This is a genomic window from Streptomyces sp. NPDC085596 (assembly GCF_044541565.1).
Lineage (GTDB): Bacteria > Actinomycetota > Actinomycetes > Streptomycetales > Streptomycetaceae > Streptomyces.
In genome coordinates, this window is record NZ_JBITTC010000002.1 from 306,594 (window position 1) to 322,478 (window position 15,885).

The following is a 15,885-nucleotide window of genomic DNA, read 5'->3' on the forward strand; positions in this document are numbered from 1 at the left end:
CCGCACTTCATCCCGTACCCCGGAAGGCACCCCCATGAGTGAAACCTCCGGTACCTCCCCGGCCGGCGGCAGACAGCGGCGTTCCGTCCGGCGGGCGTTGATCGCCGCCCTCGGCACGCTGGGTCTGGCGGCCGCGACCGCCCTGGCGGCCATCGCCCCCGCCGACGCCTCCGCGCCCACGCCTCCGTCCGGCTGGACGCAGGTGTTCCTGGACGACTTCAACGGCTCGGCGGGCTCCGGTGTGAGCACCTCCAACTGGCAGTACGCCACCGGTACTTCGTATCCGGGCGGTGCCGCCAACTGGGGCACCGGCGAGATCGAGACGATGACCAACAGCACCAGCAATGTCGCGCTCGACGGCAACGGCAATCTGCTGATCACCCCGCGCCGCGACTCCTCGGGCCGCTGGACCTCGGGCCGTATCGAGACCAACCGCACCGACTTCCAGCCCCCGGCGGGCGGCAAGCTGCGGGTGCAGGCCCGGGTGCAGATGCCCAATGTCACGGGCGCGGCCGCCAAGGGCTACTGGCCGGCCTTCTGGATGCTGGGCTCGCCGTTCCGGGGCAACTACTGGAACTGGCCCGGCGTCGGTGAGCTGGACATCATGGAGAACGTGCAGGGCCTGAACACCGTGTGGTCCACCATGCACTGCGGCACCAACCCCGGCGGCCCCTGCAACGAGACCACCGGCATCGGCAACTCCACCGCGTGTCCCGGCAGTACGTGCCAGTCCGGGTTCCACACGTACGCGATGGAGTGGGACCGCTCGACCAGCCCGGAGCAGATCCGCTTCTACGTCGACAACGTCAACTTCCACACCGTGCGGGCCAATCAGGTGGACGCGGCGACCTGGACCAACGCCACCAACCACGGCTACTTCATCATCCTCAACGTGGCGATGGGCGGCGGCTTCCCGGACGCGTTCGGCGGCGGCCCCGACGGCGGCACCGTGCCGGGCCACCCGATGACCGTGGACTACGTCCAGGTGCTCCAGTCCGGCGGCGGTGGCGGCACCACTCCCCCGCCCACCGGCAACCGCGACGCCTACGGCACCATCCAGGCCGAGTCCTACGACGGCCAGTCCGGCGTGAACACCGAGACGACCACCGACTCCGGCGGCGGCCAGAACCTCAGCCACCTGGCCAACGGTGACTGGGCGCAGTACAAGGGCGTCAACTTCGGCTCCTCGCCCGCCACCCAGTTCAAGGCCCGGGTGGCGAGCGGGGCGCCGTCCGGGGTGGGCGGGCTGGTGGAGGTACGGCTCGACAGCCGCTCCAACGCCCCGATCGGCAGCTTCGCCCTCTCCGGCACCGGCGGCTGGCAGACCTGGCAGACCATCCCGGCCAACATCAGCGGGGTCACCGGCACCCATGACGTCTATCTGACCTTCAGCAGCGGTCAGCCGGCCGACTTCGTGAACGTGAACTGGTTCAGCTTCGCCCGCTGACGGAGGTGGCGGCGCCGGACCTGTCGAGTCCGGCGCCGCCCGCCATCAGTAGTTCCAGCGGTTCCGGCTGCCGTCGCTCCGGCAGTAGATGAGCCGCCCGTTCCCCGCGTGGGTGGAGCTGCCGACATCGGCGTTGCGGCAGAACTGGCCCGCGTTGTAGCAGTTCCCGGCGTTCGACACGATCTCGCAGGTGGTGCCCGCGCTGCCACCACCGCCGCCGGAGGAGCTGGACGAACTGGAGGACCCACCGGACGAGCCGGAAGAGCCGGACGAGCTGGACGAGCTGGACGAGCTGGACGACCCACCGCTACCAGCCGCGACCGGCGGCGTGTAGTTCGGGTCATTGGTCTTGTCCTTGTACGTCCCCGTCGCCGACGGGCACCCGCTCTTGGTCAGCCACAGCGTGACATCACGGTCCCCCACGACCTTCGTCCCGGCGACGGGCGACTGGAAGCACACCTTCCAGTCGTCGTGCTCCCCGGCGACGCGCTCGTCCTTGTAGGACGCCTTGACGGAGATCTCGCCCTTCGTCACTCCGCCCACGGCAGTGGCAGCGGCGGAGTAGGTGCGGCCGACCACACCGGGCATCGCCGGCCAGGGAATGGGACGGCCGTCCACCTTGGGGCACGGAGCCCCGGACGCCACCGCGCCGAAGTCGACGCTGTCCCGCCCGTACTTCTCGAAGCAGACCTTCCAGTCGTCCGCCGGAGACGCGTCCTTCTCGCTCGCGTCGTGCGCGGCGACGCGATAGCCGTGCTCCTCCGCGGCCCCGGTCGCGTCGGCGACCGTGCTGTCCACCTGACTCTCCAGCAGGGCCGGCGTGGCCGTGACGGTCGCGGTGACCGTCACCGTGGGCCGCGGCTTGGCGGCCACCGGCTTCTCGTCGCCCCCGCTGCCGCACCCGGTGACGAGGGCGCATATCAGCACCCCGGCCCCGACTCCCTTGAGCCACGCCTTGCGCGCGACCCGAACCGGCGCCTGCGGTCGTCCCGGACGATTCATGTGTCCCCCCTGAGCTGCTCTCACACTGTGCGTGTGCGAGACCTGTGAAGAAACCGAGAGGTTGTCTTCACAACCGAAGCGAGACCGGAACGTGACAAGGGCGCGACGGCCAGGCGTCAGCGCAGCTCCGCCCGGAACCCCACCGGCGTCACCCCGGTGTGCAGATGGAAGAACTTGGAGAAGTTGGCCGCGTCCGGGAAGCCGATCGCCGCGCCGACCCGGCCGATGGGCATGTCCGTGTGGGCGAGGAGGCGTTTGGCCTCCAGGATGACGCGTTTGTCGATGAAGCCCTTGGGGGTCTGGCCGGTGGCGGCGCGGACCGCGCGGACGAGGGTGCGGCGGGAGTAACCGAGGGCGTCGGCGTAGGCGTTGACGCTGTGGTTGGTGGGGAAGCCGCGCTCCACCGCGTCCCGGAACAGGGTGAAGGTGGTGTCGGCCTGGCTCCGGTTCGCCTCGGCCGAGCTGGCCGCGAGGTGGGCGAGGCGGAGCAGGAACGCGGTGAGGCTGTGCCGCAGGACGGCCGTGTGCAGGCTGAGCGGCAGCGTCGAGGTGTCCTCGTACTCGCGGCCGAGCTGGGCGAGGGAGTTCTCCAGCGCGGCGAGCTGCGCCGGGCCGGGACGCAGCAGCGGCGGCAGGTCGTAGCGGTACAGGCCGGTCGCCTCGACGGTGGCGCGGGGCAGGAAGCCGGGCTGCATGGTGAGGACGGTGCCCCGGTACTGACTGGTGCGGGAGAAACGGTGGACCTGGCCCGGGCGAATCCAGAGCAGGTCACCGGCGCCGACCTCGTACTCGGCGAAGTCGATCATGTGCCGGACCGGGCCCTCGGTGAACAGCATCACCACATGGAAGTCGATGCGATGGACCCGGTCCAGCGGGGCATCCGCATGCCAGGTGCGGTCTTCGCCCATGGCGCCGACCTGCATACCGACACCGCCGACGGCCAGCTCGGCCGGGAAGGGGAAGGTCCTGATCCCGTCGCCGTCCGTGACGCGGCCCACACCTTGAGGCGATCTGTCCGCCATGTTCGATTTGCCGTTCCTATCAAGCGATCGGTGTCCCAGATTCACCACAGGCTGACACACCCCGACCTTTCCGCGAAAAAGTCAGACTTTTAAGTTTGAACGCGTTTGGTCAGCATCCCTGCTTCTAACGAGGACTTCTTGAAGATGAGCACGCAGACCCCCGAGAGCTTCGAGTGGACCGATCTCGACCGCCGCGCCGTCGACACGGCCCGCATTCTCGCGGCCGACGCCGTGCAGAAGGTCGGCAACGGCCACCCCGGCACCGCGATGAGCCTCGCGCCTGCCGCGTACACGATCTTTCAGAAGGTGATGAAGCACGACCCGGCCGACCCGGAGTGGACCGGCCGTGACCGCTTCGTACTGTCCCCCGGTCACACCTCGCTGACCCTCTACACCCAGCTCTTCCTCGCCGGGTACGAGCTGGAGCTGGATGACCTCAAGGCGTTCCGCACCCAGGGCTCGAAGACGCCTGGACACCCCGAGTACGGGCACACGGCCGGTGTGGAGACCACCACCGGACCGCTCGGCCAGGGCGCCGCCAACGCGGTGGGCATGGCGATGGCCGCCCGCTACGAGCGCGGCCTCTTCGACCCCGAGGCCCCCGAGGGCACCTCCCCCTTCGACCACACCATCTGGGCGATCGTCTCCGACGGCGACCTGGAGGAGGGCGTCTCCGCCGAGGCGTCCTCGCTCGCCGGCCACCAGAAGCTCGGCAACCTCGTCTTCCTCTACGACGACAACCACATCTCCATCGAGGGCGACACCGAGACCGCCTTCTCCGAGGACGTGCTGAAGCGGTACGAGGCGTACGGCTGGCACACCCAGCGCATCGAGCCCACCGCCGAGGGCGACGTGGACGTCCCCGCGCTGCACGCCGCGCTGGCGGCCGCCAAGGCCGAGACCGGGCGCCCCTCCATCATCGCCATGCGCACGATCATCGCCTGGCCCGCGCCGACCGCGCAGAACACCGAGGCGTCCCACGGCTCCGCCCTCGGCGACGAGGAGATCGCGGCCACCAAGCGCGTCCTCGGCTTCGACCCGGAGCAGACCTTCGAGGTCTCCGACGAGGTCCTGCGCCACGCCCGCCGCGCCCTGGACCGGGGTGCCGAGGCGCACGCCGCCTGGGACAAGAAGATCGCCGAGTGGCGCACCGCCCAGCCCGAGCGCGCCGAGCTCTTCGACCGCGTCTCCAAGGGCGAGCTGCCCGAGGGCTGGCAGGACGCGCTCCCGGTGTTCGAGGAGGGCAAGTCGGTCGCCACCCGCGCCGCCTCCGGCAAGATCCTCCAGGCGCTCGGCCCGGTGCTGCCGGAGCTGTGGGGCGGCTCGGCCGACCTCGCCGGCTCCAACAACACCACGATCGACAAGACCAGCTCCTTCCTCCCGAAGGGCAACCCGCTGCCCGAGGCGAACCCGTACGGCCGTACCGTCCACTTCGGTATCCGTGAGTTCTCCATGGCCGCGGAGATGAACGGCATCGCGCTGCACGGCAACACCCGCATCTACGGCGGCACCTTCCTGGTGTTCTCCGACTACATGCGCAACGCCGTCCGTATGGCGGCCCTGATGCAGCTGCCGGTCACCTATGTGTGGACCCACGACTCCATCGGTCTGGGCGAGGACGGCCCGACCCACCAGCCGGTCGAGCACCTGGCCTCGCTGCGCGCGATCCCGGGCCTGAACGTGGTCCGCCCGGCGGACGCCAACGAGACCGCGATCGCCTGGGCCGAGATCCTGAAGAGGCACGCCACCGACCCGGCCCCGCACGGACTCGCGCTCACCCGTCAGGGCGTGCCGACGTACGCTCCGAACGAGGACGCGGCCAAGGGCGGCTACGTCCTCGTCGACTCCTCGACCGAGGTCCCGGAGGTGATCATCATGGCGACCGGCTCGGAGGTCCAGCTCGCCGTGGCCGCCCGTGACGCCCTGGAGGCCGAGGGCACCGGTACGCGCGTGGTGTCCATGCCGTGCGTCGAGTGGTTCGACCAGCAGCCCGCCGCCTACCGCGAGAGCGTCCTGCCGGCCGCCGTGAAGGCGCGCGTCGCCGTCGAGGCCGGCATCGGCCTGACCTGGTACCGCTATGTGGGTGACGCCGGCCGCATCGTCTCCCTGGAGCACTTCGGCGCCTCCGCCGACGCGAACGCCCTGTTCGCCGAGTACGGCTTCACCCCCGAGAACGTCGCCGCCGCCGCCCGCGCCTCGCTGGCCGCCGCGCGCGCCTGATCCCACGCGACAAAGAATTACGCGACGAAGAAAGATGAGCACTGTGACCGAAGCAATCAGCACCCCCGGAGCCCTCAAGCGTCTCGCCGACGAGGGCGTGTCGGTGTGGCTGGACGACCTGTCGCGCAAGCGGATCACCTCGGGCAGCCTGGCCGCCCTCGTGACGGACGGCGGCGTCGTCGGCGTCACCACCAACCCCTCGATCTTCCAGGCCGCCATAGGCTCCGGCGAGGGTTACGAGGAGCAGCTCACCGACCTCGCGGTGCGCGGTGTCACGGTCGACGAGGCCGTGCGGATGATGACGACCGCCGATGTGCGCGACGCCGCCGACGTGCTGCGCGAGGTGTACGACGCCACGAACGGCCGCGACGGCCGGGTCTCCATCGAGGTCGACCCCCGTCTGGCCCACGACACGGTCGCCACGGTCGCCGAGGCCAAGCAGCTGTTCTGGCTGGTCGACCGCCCCAACGTGATGATCAAGATCCCGGCCACCGAGGCTGGCCTCCCGGCGATCACCGAGGTCATCGGCCTGGGCATCAGCGTCAACGTGACCCTGATCTTCTCCCTGGAGCGCTACCGCGCCGTCATGGACGCCTACCTGGCGGGCCTGGAGAAGGCCAAGGAGCGCGGCCTGGACCTGTCGCAGATCCACTCGGTGGCGTCCTTCTTCGTGTCCCGCGTGGACTCCGAGATCGACAAGCGCCTGACCGCCCTCGGCACCGACGAGGCTCTCGGCCTGAAGGGCCGCGCCGCCCTCGCCAACGCCCGTCTGGCCTACGAGGCGTACGAGGATGTCTTCGCCTCCGCCCGCTGGCAGGCGCTCGCCACCGCCGGTGCCAACAAGCAGCGCCCGCTGTGGGCCTCCACCGGTGTGAAGGACCCCGCGTACAAGGACACCCTGTACGTGGACGAGCTGGTCGCCCCCGGCACCGTCAACACCATGCCGGAAGGCACGCTGAAGGCCACCGCCGACCACGGTGACATCACCGGTGACACCGTGACCGGCCGCTACGAGCAGGCCCGTGCCGACCTCGCCGCCGTGGAGCGCCTGGGCATCTCCTACGACGAGGTCGTCCAGCAGCTCGAGGACGAGGCCGTCGCCAAGTTCGAGGCGGCCTGGCTGGAGCTGCTGGACGCCGTGACCGAGTCCCTGAAGAGCAAGGGAGTGGACGCGTAATGACGAGCAAGTCAGCGCCGGCGAAGGCGGCCGCCGCCGAGGCAGAACCCGAGGCGGCCACCGCCGAGGCCGAGCCCAAGGCGCGCAAGGCCAGGGCCAAGGCCAAGCCCGCCGCGGTCCGCGAGGCCGAGGACATCCGTGTCCCGGTCACGCCGGCCGCCGAGTGGGACAACCCGCTGCGCGACGCCCAGGACCGCCGGCTGCCCCGCATCGCGGGCCCGTCCGGCCTGGTCATCTTCGGCGTCACGGGCGACCTGTCCCGCAAGAAGCTGATGCCGGCCGTCTACGACCTCGCCAACCGCGGTCTGCTGCCCCCGGGCTTCTCCCTGGTGGGCTTCGCCCGCCGCGACTGGGAGGACCAGGACTTCGCGCAGGTCGTCCATGACGCGGTCAAGGAGCACGCCCGTACGCCGTTCCGCGAGGAGGTGTGGCAGCAGCTCGCCGAGGGCATGCGCTTCATCCCCGGCGACTTCGACGACGACACCGCCTTCGACCAGCTCAAGCAGGCGGTCGACGAGCTGGACGCCTCCCGGGGCACCGGCGGCAACTTCGCGTACTACCTCTCGGTGCCGCCGAAGTTCTTCCCGAAGGTCGTCCGGCAGCTCAAGAAGCACGGTCTGGCGGACGCCCCCGAGGGTTCCTGGCGGCGCGCGGTCATCGAGAAGCCGTTCGGCCACGACCTGGAGAGCGCGCACGAGCTGAACAAGGTCGTGCACGAGGTGTTCGAGCCGGACCAGGTGTTCCGGATCGACCACTATCTGGGCAAGGAGACCGTCCAGAACATCATGGCGCTCCGCTTCGCCAACCAGATGTACGAGCCCATCTGGAACCGCAGTTACGTGGACCACGTGCAGATCACGATGGCCGAGGACATCGGCATCGGCGGCCGCGCGGGCTACTACGACGGCATCGGCGCCGCCCGTGACGTGATCCAGAACCACCTGCTCCAGCTCATGGCGCTCACCGCCATGGAGGAGCCGATCGCGTTCGACGCGGACTCGCTGCTCACCGAGAAGCTGAAGGTCCTGAAGTCGGTCCGCCTCCCGGACGAGCTGGGCGAGCACACCGTGCGCGGCCAGTACGCCACCGGCTGGCAGGGCGGCGAGAAGGTCGTCGGCTACCTCGAAGAGGACGGCATCGACCCCAAGTCGAAGACCGACACCTACGCGGCCCTGAAGCTGGAGATCGACAACCGCCGCTGGGCGGGCGTCCCGTTCTACCTGCGCACGGGCAAGCGGCTCGGCCGTCGCGTCACCGAGATCGCGGTCGTGTTCAAGCGCGCCCCGCACTCGCCGTTCGACTCCACCGCGACGGAGGAGCTGGGCCAGAACGCGATCGTCATCCGCGTCCAGCCCGACGAGGGCATGACCGTCCGCTTCGGCTCCAAGGTGCCCGGCACCTCCATGGAGATCCGGGACGTGTCGATGGACTTCGCCTACGGCGAGTCCTTCACCGAGTCCAGCCCCGAGGCGTACGAGCGGCTCATCCTCGATGTGCTGCTCGGCGACGCCAACCTGTTCCCGCGCACCCAGGAAGTGGAAGAGTCCTGGAAGATCCTCGACCCGGTCGAGCGGTACTGGGACGAGCACGGCACGCCGGCGCAGTACGCGTCCGGAAGCTGGGGACCCGAGGAAGCGGACGAGATGCTCGCACGAGACGGACGGAGCTGGCGCAGGCCATGAAGATCGACCTGACCGACACCACGGCAAGCAAGATCAACAAGGCGCTGGTGGAGGGCCGCCGCGCCATCGGCACCCCGGCCGTGGGCATGGTCCTGACGATGGTCATCGTCACGGACGAGGAGAACGCCTACGACGCCATCAAGGCGGCCGAGGAAGCCTCGCACGAGCACCCCTCGCGCACCCTGGTCGTCATCAAGCGCCACCGGCGCAACCTGCGCGACCGCACCGCCTCCCGGCTCGACGCCGAGGTACGGGTCGGCTCCGAGGCAGGCGCCGGTGAGACGGTCGTCCTGCGCACCTACGGCGAGGTGTCCGAGCACGCGGGTTCCGTGGTGCTGCCGCTGCTGCTGCCCGACGCCCCCGTGGTCGTCTGGTGGCCGGTGGACGCCCCCGAGGCGCCCTCGAAGGACTCCCTGGGCGCGCTCGCCCAGCGCCGGATCACCGACCTGTACGCGGTGGACAACCCGCAGGAGGTCCTGGAGACCCGGGCCCGCACCTACGCGCCCGGCGACACCGACCTCGCCTGGACCCGGCTCACCCCGTGGCGCTCGATGCTCGCGGCCGCGCTGGACCAGGCGCGGGTGAAGGTGACCTCGGCCGCCGTGGAGGCGGAGGCGGACAACCCCAGCGCCGAGCTGCTCGCGCGCTGGCTGGAGGCCCGTCTGCACGTGAAGGTGGACCGTGTGGTCTCCGACGGCCCGGTGGTCACCGCCGTGCGGCTCGGTACCGAGAACGGCGAGATCGTCATCGACCGCCCGGAGGGCCCCCTCGCCACGCTGACCCTGCCGGGCCAGCCGCCGCGCACCCTGGCCCTGAAGGTCCGCCCGACCTCGGAGCTGATCGCCGAGGAGCTGCGCCGCCTCGACGCGGACGAGATGTACGCCATCGCCCTGACCGGCGAGGCACCCAAGGAGAACGCCTGATGTCCGACGCATCGTCAGACACCCCCAAGCTCACCCGGCGCCCCGAGTGGACGGCTCTGTCCGACCACCGCGCCGGCGGTCAGCCGCATCTGCGCGAGCTGTTCGCCGCCGACCCCGGCCGGGCCGAGCGCTACGTCGTCCAGGTGGGCGACCTGCACATCGACTACAGCAAGCACCAGGTCTCCGACGAGACCCTGGCCCTGCTCCAGGAACTCGCCGTCGCCACCGATGTGTTCGGGCAGCGGGACGCGATGTTCCGGGGTGAGCGGATCAACACGACCGAGGACCGGGCGGTGCTGCACACCGCGCTGCGCGCCCCTCGGGACGCGGTCATCGAGGTCGACGGGGAGAACGTGGTCCCGGCCGTGCACGCGGTGCTGGACAGGATGGCCGGCTTCGCCGAGCGGGTCCGTTCGGGTGAGTGGACGGGTCACACCGGCAAGCGCATCCGGAACATCGTCAACATCGGTATCGGCGGTTCCGACCTCGGTCCCGCGATGGCGTTCGAGGCCCTGCGCCCCTTCACCGACCGCGATCTGACGGTCCGGTTCGTGTCCAACGTGGACGGCGCGGATCTCCATGAGGCGATCCGGGATCTGGACCCGGCGGAGACGTTGTTCATCGTGGCGTCGAAGACGTTCACGACGATCGAGACGATCACGAACGCGACGTCGGCCCGTAAGTGGCTGCTGGACGCGCTCGGTGACGACAAGGCCGTGGCGAAGCATTTCGTGGCGCTGTCGACGAACGCGGAGAAGGTCGCCGGGTTCGGTATCGACGTGGACAACATGTTCGAGTTCTGGGACTGGGTCGGCGGCCGGTACTCCTTCGACTCCGCGATCGGCCTGTCGTTGATGATCGCCATCGGTGCGGACCGGTTCCGGGAGCTGCTGGACGGTTTCCACACCGTGGACGAGCACTTCCGCACCGCCCCGGCCGAGTCCAACGCCCCGCTGCTGCTGGGCCTGTTGGGGATCTGGTACGGCAACTTCTTCGACGCGCAGTCGCACGCGGTTCTTCCGTACAGCCACTATCTGTCGAAGTTCACGGCGTACTTGCAGCAGCTGGACATGGAGTCCAACGGCAAGTCCGTGCAGCGCGACGGCACTCCCGTGGAGTGGCAGACCGGACCGGTGGTGTGGGGTACGCCCGGCACCAACGGGCAGCACGCCTACTACCAGTTGATCCATCAGGGCACCAAGCTCATCCCGGCCGACTTCATCGGCTTCGCCCGTCCCGTGGACGAGCTGAGTGACGAACTCAAGGCCCAGCACGACCTGTTGATGGCCAACTTCTTCGCCCAGACCCAGGCCCTCGCCTTCGGCAAGACCGAGGAAGAGGTCCGTGAGGAAGGCGTCGCCGAGGCGCAGGTGGCCCACCGCACCTTCCGCGGCAACCACCCGACCACCACGATCCTGGCCCGCGAGCTCACCCCGTCCGTGCTGGGCCAGCTGATCGCGCTCTACGAGCACAAGGTGTTCGTGCAGGGCGCGATCTGGAACATCGACTCCTTCGACCAGTGGGGCGTCGAGCTGGGCAAGGTGCTCGCCAAGCGCATCGAACCCGCCCTCACCGAAGGCGCCGACGTCCCCGGCCTCGACCCCTCCACCACGGCCCTCGTCGCCGCCTACCGCTCCCTCAAGGAAGTGAACTGACATGCAGCTCGGACTCATCGGCCTCGGCAAGATGGGCGGCAACATGCGCGAGCGCATCCGCCGCGCGGGCCACCAGGTCATCGGCTACGACCGCAACCCGGAACTGACCGACGTCAAGGACCTCGCCGAACTGGTCGAGAAGCTCGACGCGCCGCGCACCATCTGGGTGATGGTCCCCGCCGGCACCGCCACCCAGGTCGTCGTCGACGAGCTGAAGGACCTGCTCTCCCCCGGCGACATCGTGGTGGACGGCGGCAACTCCCGCTGGACGGACGACGAGAAGCACGCCACCGAGCTGGGCATCAAGGGCATCGGCTTCGTGGACGCGGGCGTCTCCGGCGGTGTCTGGGGCCTGGAGAACGGCTACGCCCTGATGGTCGGCGGCGACAAGGAGAACGTCGACCGCCTCCAGCCCATCTTCGACGCCCTCAAGCCGGAAGGCCCGTACGGCTACGTCCACGCGGGCCGCGTCGGCGCCGGGCACTTCTCCAAGATGGTCCACAACGGCATCGAGTACGCCATGATGCAGGCGTACGCCGAGGGCTGGGAGCTGCTGGAGAAGGCGAACTCCGTGGACAACGTCCGCGAGGTCTTCCGCTCCTGGCAGGAGGGCACCGTCATCCGTTCCTGGCTGCTCGACCTCGCGGTCAACGCCCTGGGCGACGACGAGCACCTGGACGAGCTGCGCGGCTACGCCGAGGACTCCGGCGAGGGCCGGTGGACCGTCGAGGCCGCCATCGACAACTCGGTGCCGCTCCCGGCCATCACCGCCTCGCTGTTCGCGCGCTTCGCCTCCCGTCAGGACGACTCGCCGCAGATGAAGATGATCGCCGCGCTGCGCAACCAGTTCGGTGGCCACGCGGTCGAGAAGAAGGGCTGACCCGCCGTGGGGGACCTCCTGCTGGTCCGCCACGGCGAGACGGAGTGGAGCCTGTCGGGCCAGCACACCAGCTGGACCGACCTGCCCCTCACCGAGCATGGCGAGGAGCAGGCGAGTTCGCTCGCCCCGCTCCTCGCCGGCCGGAGCTTCGCACTCACCCTGACGAGCCCCCTCGGCCGGGCCCGGCGCACCGCCGAGCTGGCGGGACTGACCGGCACCGAGACCGAGCCCGACCTGCGCGAGTGGGACTACGGCGGCTACGAGGGCATCACCACCGTCGACATCCACCGCACCCGGCCCGACTGGGATCTGTGGACCGACGGGGCGGTGCCCGGCACCGAGGGACATCCGGGTGAGTCGCCCGAGCAGATCGGGGCGCGCGTCGACCGGGTGCTGGCCCGCGTGGAGAAGGCGCTCGACGCGGACAACAGCGATGTGCTGCTCGTCGCGCACGGCCATGTCCTGCGGGTGCTGACGGCCCGCAGGCTGGGCCTGCCGCCCAGCGAGGGACGGCTGTTCCAGCTGGCCACCGGCACGGTCAGCCGCCTGTCCACCGAGCACGGACGCCCCGTGATCGCGGAGTGGAACCGGCAGCCCTGAGACACCGAACGGCCCGAAGCGACCCGATGGTTGCTCCGGGCCGTTTCCGTGCCCGGCGGGCCGGGCTTCTACAATCGGCGACAGACCGGTACAAGACCCGCCCTACGGCCCGAAGGAACGCGATGACCAGCGTCGACGAACCGGTACACCCCGACAGGCGGTTACCGGACGCCGCCCGCACCCGGTCCGACATCCTCGACGCGGCGACCCGCGAGTTCGCCCGCGCCGGCTACGACGGCGCCCGCATCGAGGAGATAGCCGCCCGCACCCGCACCACCAAGCGGATGATCTACTACTATTTCGGCGGCAAGAAACAGCTGTTCGCGGCCGTGCTGGAGCGGGCGTACGGCGCGCTGCACGAGGTCGAGGAACTGCTGGAGGTCGAGCATCTGGACCCGGTCGCCGCCGTCCGGCACCTGGCCGAAGTCACCTTCGACCACCACGAGCGGCACCCGGACCTGGTCCGTCTGGTCGGCATCGAGAACATCCACGGCGGCGAACACCTCGCCGCCGCCCGCCGGTTCGGCCGCATCGACTCCCCCGGCCTCGGCGCACTCCGCCGCGTGCTCGACTCCGGGCGGGAGTCCGGGGTGTTCACCGCCGACGTGGACGCGGTCGACCTGCACGCGATGATCAGCGCGTTCTGCTTCTACCGGGTCGCCGGCCGGCACACCTTCGGCGCCCTCTTCGACCGCGACCTGGCCGCCCCCGCCCGCCGCGAGCACTACCGCGCGATGCTCGCCGACATGGTGCTCGCCTACCTCACGCGTTAGCGCTCCTACCTCACCCGCTAGCGCTGGGGCACCCCGTACACCCGGTCCACACGCAGCCGGACCACCAGGCGCCTGTCGCGGACCATGGCCGCCCGGTACTCGTCCCAGTCGTCGTGCTCGCCCAGCACCTCGCGGTAGAGCCGCACCAGCTCCTCGACGGTCTCGTCGTGCGGGTCGGCGGCGACCGGGGTCAGCTCGGCCGCGCCCTCGGCGACGGTGTACGACCAGCGGTCGGCGCTGGTGACGTAGTAGGAGGCGCGGGGGTCGCGGCGCAGGTTGCGGGTCTTGGCGCGGTCGTCGGTGACCGAGATCCGGATGACCCGCCCGGCCGGGTCGTAGGCGTGGCTGACGTTGGACAGCTGGGGGCGGCCGTCGCGCTTGAGTGTGACGAGCACCCCGCCGTGCCCTTCGGAGAGCAGCGCCAGCAGTGCGTCCTGCGTCGTGTCCTGAGTCATATCCACGTCAACCGGTCCGGGCTCGGCCGGCATTCCCGGCCACTCGGTAGACACTGTCTACGCACACCTGGTAGACACTGTCCATGAACGCATCCGACGCCGGTCTCCGCGACCGCCTGGTGGACGCCGGGGTGGCGCTGGTGGCCGCAGAGGGCGCCCAGGCACTCACGCTGCGGGAGATCGCCCGCCGTGCGGGCGTCTCCCACGGGGCACCGCGCCGCTACTTCCCGACCCACCTGGAGCTGCTGTCCGCCATCGCCCGGCGCGGCTTCACCGACCTCGGCGCCCAGGCCCGGGCAACCCTGGAGGCCACCGAGGAGGGGCCGCGCGGACAGGTGGCGGCGCTGGCGCGCACGTATCTGCGGTTCGCGCTGGAGAACCCCGGTATGTACGAGCTGATGTTCCGTCACGATGTGCTGGAGAGCGGGCATCTGGGGCTGCGGGACACCAGCCTGCCCCTCTTCGGGCTGCTGGTGGAGCGGGTCGGCCGGGCCCGCCCGGATGCCGACGCGCGCCGGGTGACGGGTGCCCTGTGGGCCAACCTTCACGGCCTGGCCCAGCTGTGGCGGTGGGGAAGCCTGCAACTCGCCACCGGTGAGGAGGAGTTCGGCCCGCTGCTGGAGACGTGCCTCACCGCGCACCTGGGTCCGGAGGGCGGTCGGTGAACCGGCGCCTGACGCTGGCGTCCAGTGTGGCCGGTGCGGTGCTGGTCGCGCTGGACGGCACGGTCCTCACGGTGGCCCAGCCGTCGTTGCAGCGCTCGCTGGACGCCTCCTTCGTCCAGGTGCAGTGGACCAGCACGGCCTATCTCGTCGCCGTGGCAAGCCTGTTGGTGTTCGCGGGCAGGCTCGGGGACCGGTACGGGCAGCGGCGGATGTTCGCCCTCGGGATGCTGGGCTTCGGTGCCGCGTCGGCGGGCATCGCGCTCGCACCGGACATCGGCTGGGTCATCGGGCTCCGGGTCGCGCAGGGGGTGTGCGGGGCGCTGCTCCAGCCCGCCACGCTGGGCATGCTGCGGCTGGCGTACCCGCCGGACCGTCTCGCGATGCCGCTGGCGGTGCGGACCAGCGCGATCGGACTGGCGGCGGCCGCGGGCCCGCTGCTCGGCGGGGCACTGGTGAGCGGGCCCGGCTGGCGGGCGGTGTTCCTCCTCGGCGTCGTCCCGGCGCTGGCCTTCGGCACGGCCGCGCTGGTGGGTGACGCGCGCGCGAAGGGCGCCGCCACACCGCCCGAGCGGCCCGCGCTGGACCTGCCCGGCGCGCTGCTGCTCGCGCTGACGCTGGCCTGCCTGGTGCACAGCCTGGTCGCCTCCGGTGTGGTCATGGCGGCGGGACTGGGCGTGGCGGCGCTGGCGGGTGCGGCGTTCGTACGGCGCGAGCGGCGCACGGCGGGCCCGCTGCTGCCGCCCGGTGTGATCGGCTCGGCGCCGGTCGCGGCCGCGCTGGGTGTCCTGGTCGCCGTGTCGGCCGCGCTGTTCGGCACACTCTTCGTCGAAACGTACCTATTGCAGCGGGACTTGGGTCTCGATCCGTTCCAGAGCGCTCTGCGCGGTGTGCCGTTGGCGGTGATGATGGTGGCCTCGGCGCCCTGGTGCCCGGTGCTGCTGCGCCGGGTGGGCGCACGGTGGACGGTGGGGGCGGCCACGGCCCTGCTCGCGCTGGGCGGGCTCGTGCTGTCGTGGGCCACGGGCACGGTCGCCCTGGGCTGCGGGTTCGCGCTGCTGGGGGCGGGGTTCGGCACGGTGATGGTGGCGGCCACCCATGTCGTCGTACGGCAGGCCGAGGTGACGGCGGCCGGGGTGGCGGGCGGTCTCCAGCAGACGGCGCTGAACATCGGCCCGGTCCTGGGGGTCGCGGCCGCCACCGCGCTGATGGGTGCGGGCCCGCGTACCGCGCTGCTCGTGCTCGCCACCGTCGCGGTCATGGCCGTGCCGCTCGCCCGGCTGCTGCCCGGACGCCGAGTCGTGTCGCTCACAAGATCCGCTGATGACGGGGTACTTGACGGTGATCATGCGCCACGATGAGCGATGAGGCCGGCCCGGCAGCACAT

General features: G+C 70.6%; 14 protein-coding genes. 11 read left to right on the forward strand and 3 right to left on the reverse strand.

The window, feature by feature from the left end; translation table 11 throughout:
* Positions 1-34 precede the first annotated feature (34 nt).
* On the forward strand, positions 35-1,447 hold the full coding sequence (locus ACIGA3_RS07015; protein ID WP_399711321.1) for a glycoside hydrolase family 16 protein: 1,413 nt from the start codon (positions 35-37) through the stop codon (positions 1,445-1,447).
* A gap of 45 nt (positions 1,448-1,492) precedes the next feature.
* Here ACIGA3_RS07015 and ACIGA3_RS07020 read toward each other — a convergent pair whose 3' ends face one another.
* Both ACIGA3_RS07020 and ACIGA3_RS07025 read right to left on the reverse strand, forming a co-directional pair.
* Positions 1,493-2,449 (reverse strand): PASTA domain-containing protein, encoded by a 957-nt coding sequence (locus ACIGA3_RS07020; RefSeq protein ID WP_399711322.1) that lies wholly within the window; start codon positions 2,447-2,449, stop codon positions 1,493-1,495.
* 116 nt (positions 2,450-2,565) lie between these two features.
* The gene (locus ACIGA3_RS07025) at positions 2,566-3,471 is read right to left on the reverse strand and encodes a helix-turn-helix domain-containing protein (protein WP_399711323.1); all 906 of its coding nucleotides are present in this window, start codon (positions 3,469-3,471) and stop codon (positions 2,566-2,568) included.
* Between the two features lie 144 nt (positions 3,472-3,615).
* Here ACIGA3_RS07025 and tkt point away from each other — a divergent pair, with 144 nt between their 5' ends.
* The 8 genes from tkt to ACIGA3_RS07065 all read left to right on the forward strand — a co-directional run bounded on the left by tkt (position 3,616) and on the right by ACIGA3_RS07065 (position 13,381).
* Complete coding sequence (tkt, locus tag ACIGA3_RS07030; protein WP_399711324.1) at positions 3,616-5,691, forward strand: transketolase; 2,076 nt, start codon at positions 3,616-3,618, stop codon at positions 5,689-5,691.
* A gap of 34 nt (positions 5,692-5,725) precedes the next feature.
* Positions 5,726-6,868 (forward strand): transaldolase, encoded by a 1,143-nt coding sequence (gene tal, locus ACIGA3_RS07035; protein WP_399711326.1) that lies wholly within the window; start codon positions 5,726-5,728, stop codon positions 6,866-6,868.
* Positions 6,868-8,550, forward strand: a complete 1,683-nt coding sequence (gene zwf, locus ACIGA3_RS07040) for a glucose-6-phosphate dehydrogenase (RefSeq protein ID WP_399711328.1) — start codon at positions 6,868-6,870, stop codon at positions 8,548-8,550. The genes tal and zwf overlap by 1 nt, the downstream gene beginning before the upstream one ends.
* On the forward strand, positions 8,547-9,473 hold the full coding sequence (gene opcA / locus ACIGA3_RS07045) for a glucose-6-phosphate dehydrogenase assembly protein OpcA (protein WP_399711330.1): 927 nt from the start codon (positions 8,547-8,549) through the stop codon (positions 9,471-9,473). The genes zwf and opcA overlap by 4 nt, the downstream gene beginning before the upstream one ends.
* Positions 9,473-11,128 carry a glucose-6-phosphate isomerase gene (gene pgi, locus ACIGA3_RS07050; protein WP_399711332.1) on the forward strand — a complete coding sequence of 552 codons (1,656 nt, stop codon included), beginning with the start codon at positions 9,473-9,475 and terminating at the stop codon, positions 11,126-11,128. Before opcA ends, pgi begins: the two co-directional genes overlap by 1 nt.
* Position 11,129: 1 nt before the next feature.
* On the forward strand, positions 11,130-12,008 hold the full coding sequence (gene gnd, locus ACIGA3_RS07055) for a phosphogluconate dehydrogenase (NAD(+)-dependent, decarboxylating) (RefSeq protein ID WP_399711334.1): 879 nt from the start codon (positions 11,130-11,132) through the stop codon (positions 12,006-12,008).
* 6 nt (positions 12,009-12,014) lie between these two features.
* Positions 12,015-12,608, forward strand: a complete 594-nt coding sequence (locus ACIGA3_RS07060) for a histidine phosphatase family protein (RefSeq protein WP_399711336.1) — start codon at positions 12,015-12,017, stop codon at positions 12,606-12,608.
* A 122-nt stretch (positions 12,609-12,730) separates the two neighbouring features.
* A complete protein-coding gene (locus ACIGA3_RS07065; RefSeq protein WP_399711338.1) occupies positions 12,731-13,381 on the forward strand; it encodes a TetR/AcrR family transcriptional regulator in 651 nt (216 codons plus the stop codon).
* 17 nt (positions 13,382-13,398) lie between these two features.
* On the opposite strand, the gene ACIGA3_RS07070 is transcribed toward ACIGA3_RS07065, so the two are convergent.
* Positions 13,399-13,836, reverse strand: a complete 438-nt coding sequence (locus tag ACIGA3_RS07070; RefSeq protein ID WP_399712472.1) for a PPOX class F420-dependent oxidoreductase — start codon at positions 13,834-13,836, stop codon at positions 13,399-13,401.
* 83 nt (positions 13,837-13,919) lie between these two features.
* On the opposite strand from ACIGA3_RS07070, the gene ACIGA3_RS07075 reads away from it, so the two are divergent.
* Together ACIGA3_RS07075 and ACIGA3_RS07080 are read left to right on the forward strand one after the other, a co-directional pair.
* A complete protein-coding gene (locus ACIGA3_RS07075) occupies positions 13,920-14,501 on the forward strand; it encodes a TetR/AcrR family transcriptional regulator (RefSeq protein ID WP_399711340.1) in 582 nt (193 codons plus the stop codon).
* Positions 14,498-15,859 (forward strand): MFS transporter, encoded by a 1,362-nt coding sequence (locus tag ACIGA3_RS07080; protein WP_399711341.1) that lies wholly within the window; start codon positions 14,498-14,500, stop codon positions 15,857-15,859. The genes ACIGA3_RS07075 and ACIGA3_RS07080 overlap by 4 nt, the downstream gene beginning before the upstream one ends.
* Positions 15,860-15,885 lie beyond the last annotated feature (26 nt).

Bases quoted from the DNA above. Each gene is read 5' to 3' on its own strand.
- ACIGA3_RS07015 (WP_399711321.1), top strand. From the start codon at position 35: ATGAGTGAAACCTCCGGTACCTCCCCGGCCGGCGGCAGACAGCGGCGT.
- ACIGA3_RS07075 (WP_399711340.1), top strand. From the start codon at position 13,920: ATGAACGCATCCGACGCCGGTCTCCGCGACCGCCTGGTGGACGCCGGG.
- tal (WP_399711326.1), top strand. From the start codon at position 5,726: ATGAGCACTGTGACCGAAGCAATCAGCACCCCCGGAGCCCTCAAGCGT.
- opcA (WP_399711330.1), top strand. From the start codon at position 8,547: ATGAAGATCGACCTGACCGACACCACGGCAAGCAAGATCAACAAGGCG.
- tkt (WP_399711324.1), top strand. From the start codon at position 3,616: ATGAGCACGCAGACCCCCGAGAGCTTCGAGTGGACCGATCTCGACCGC.
- ACIGA3_RS07020 (WP_399711322.1), bottom strand. From the start codon at position 2,449: ATGAATCGTCCGGGACGACCGCAGGCGCCGGTTCGGGTCGCGCGCAAG.
- ACIGA3_RS07065 (WP_399711338.1), top strand. From the start codon at position 12,731: ATGACCAGCGTCGACGAACCGGTACACCCCGACAGGCGGTTACCGGAC.
- gnd (WP_399711334.1), top strand. From the start codon at position 11,130: ATGCAGCTCGGACTCATCGGCCTCGGCAAGATGGGCGGCAACATGCGC.
- zwf (WP_399711328.1), top strand. From the start codon at position 6,868: ATGACGAGCAAGTCAGCGCCGGCGAAGGCGGCCGCCGCCGAGGCAGAA.
- pgi (WP_399711332.1), top strand. From the start codon at position 9,473: ATGTCCGACGCATCGTCAGACACCCCCAAGCTCACCCGGCGCCCCGAG.
- ACIGA3_RS07070 (WP_399712472.1), bottom strand. From the start codon at position 13,836: ATGACTCAGGACACGACGCAGGACGCACTGCTGGCGCTGCTCTCCGAA.
- ACIGA3_RS07025 (WP_399711323.1), bottom strand. From the start codon at position 3,471: ATGGCGGACAGATCGCCTCAAGGTGTGGGCCGCGTCACGGACGGCGAC.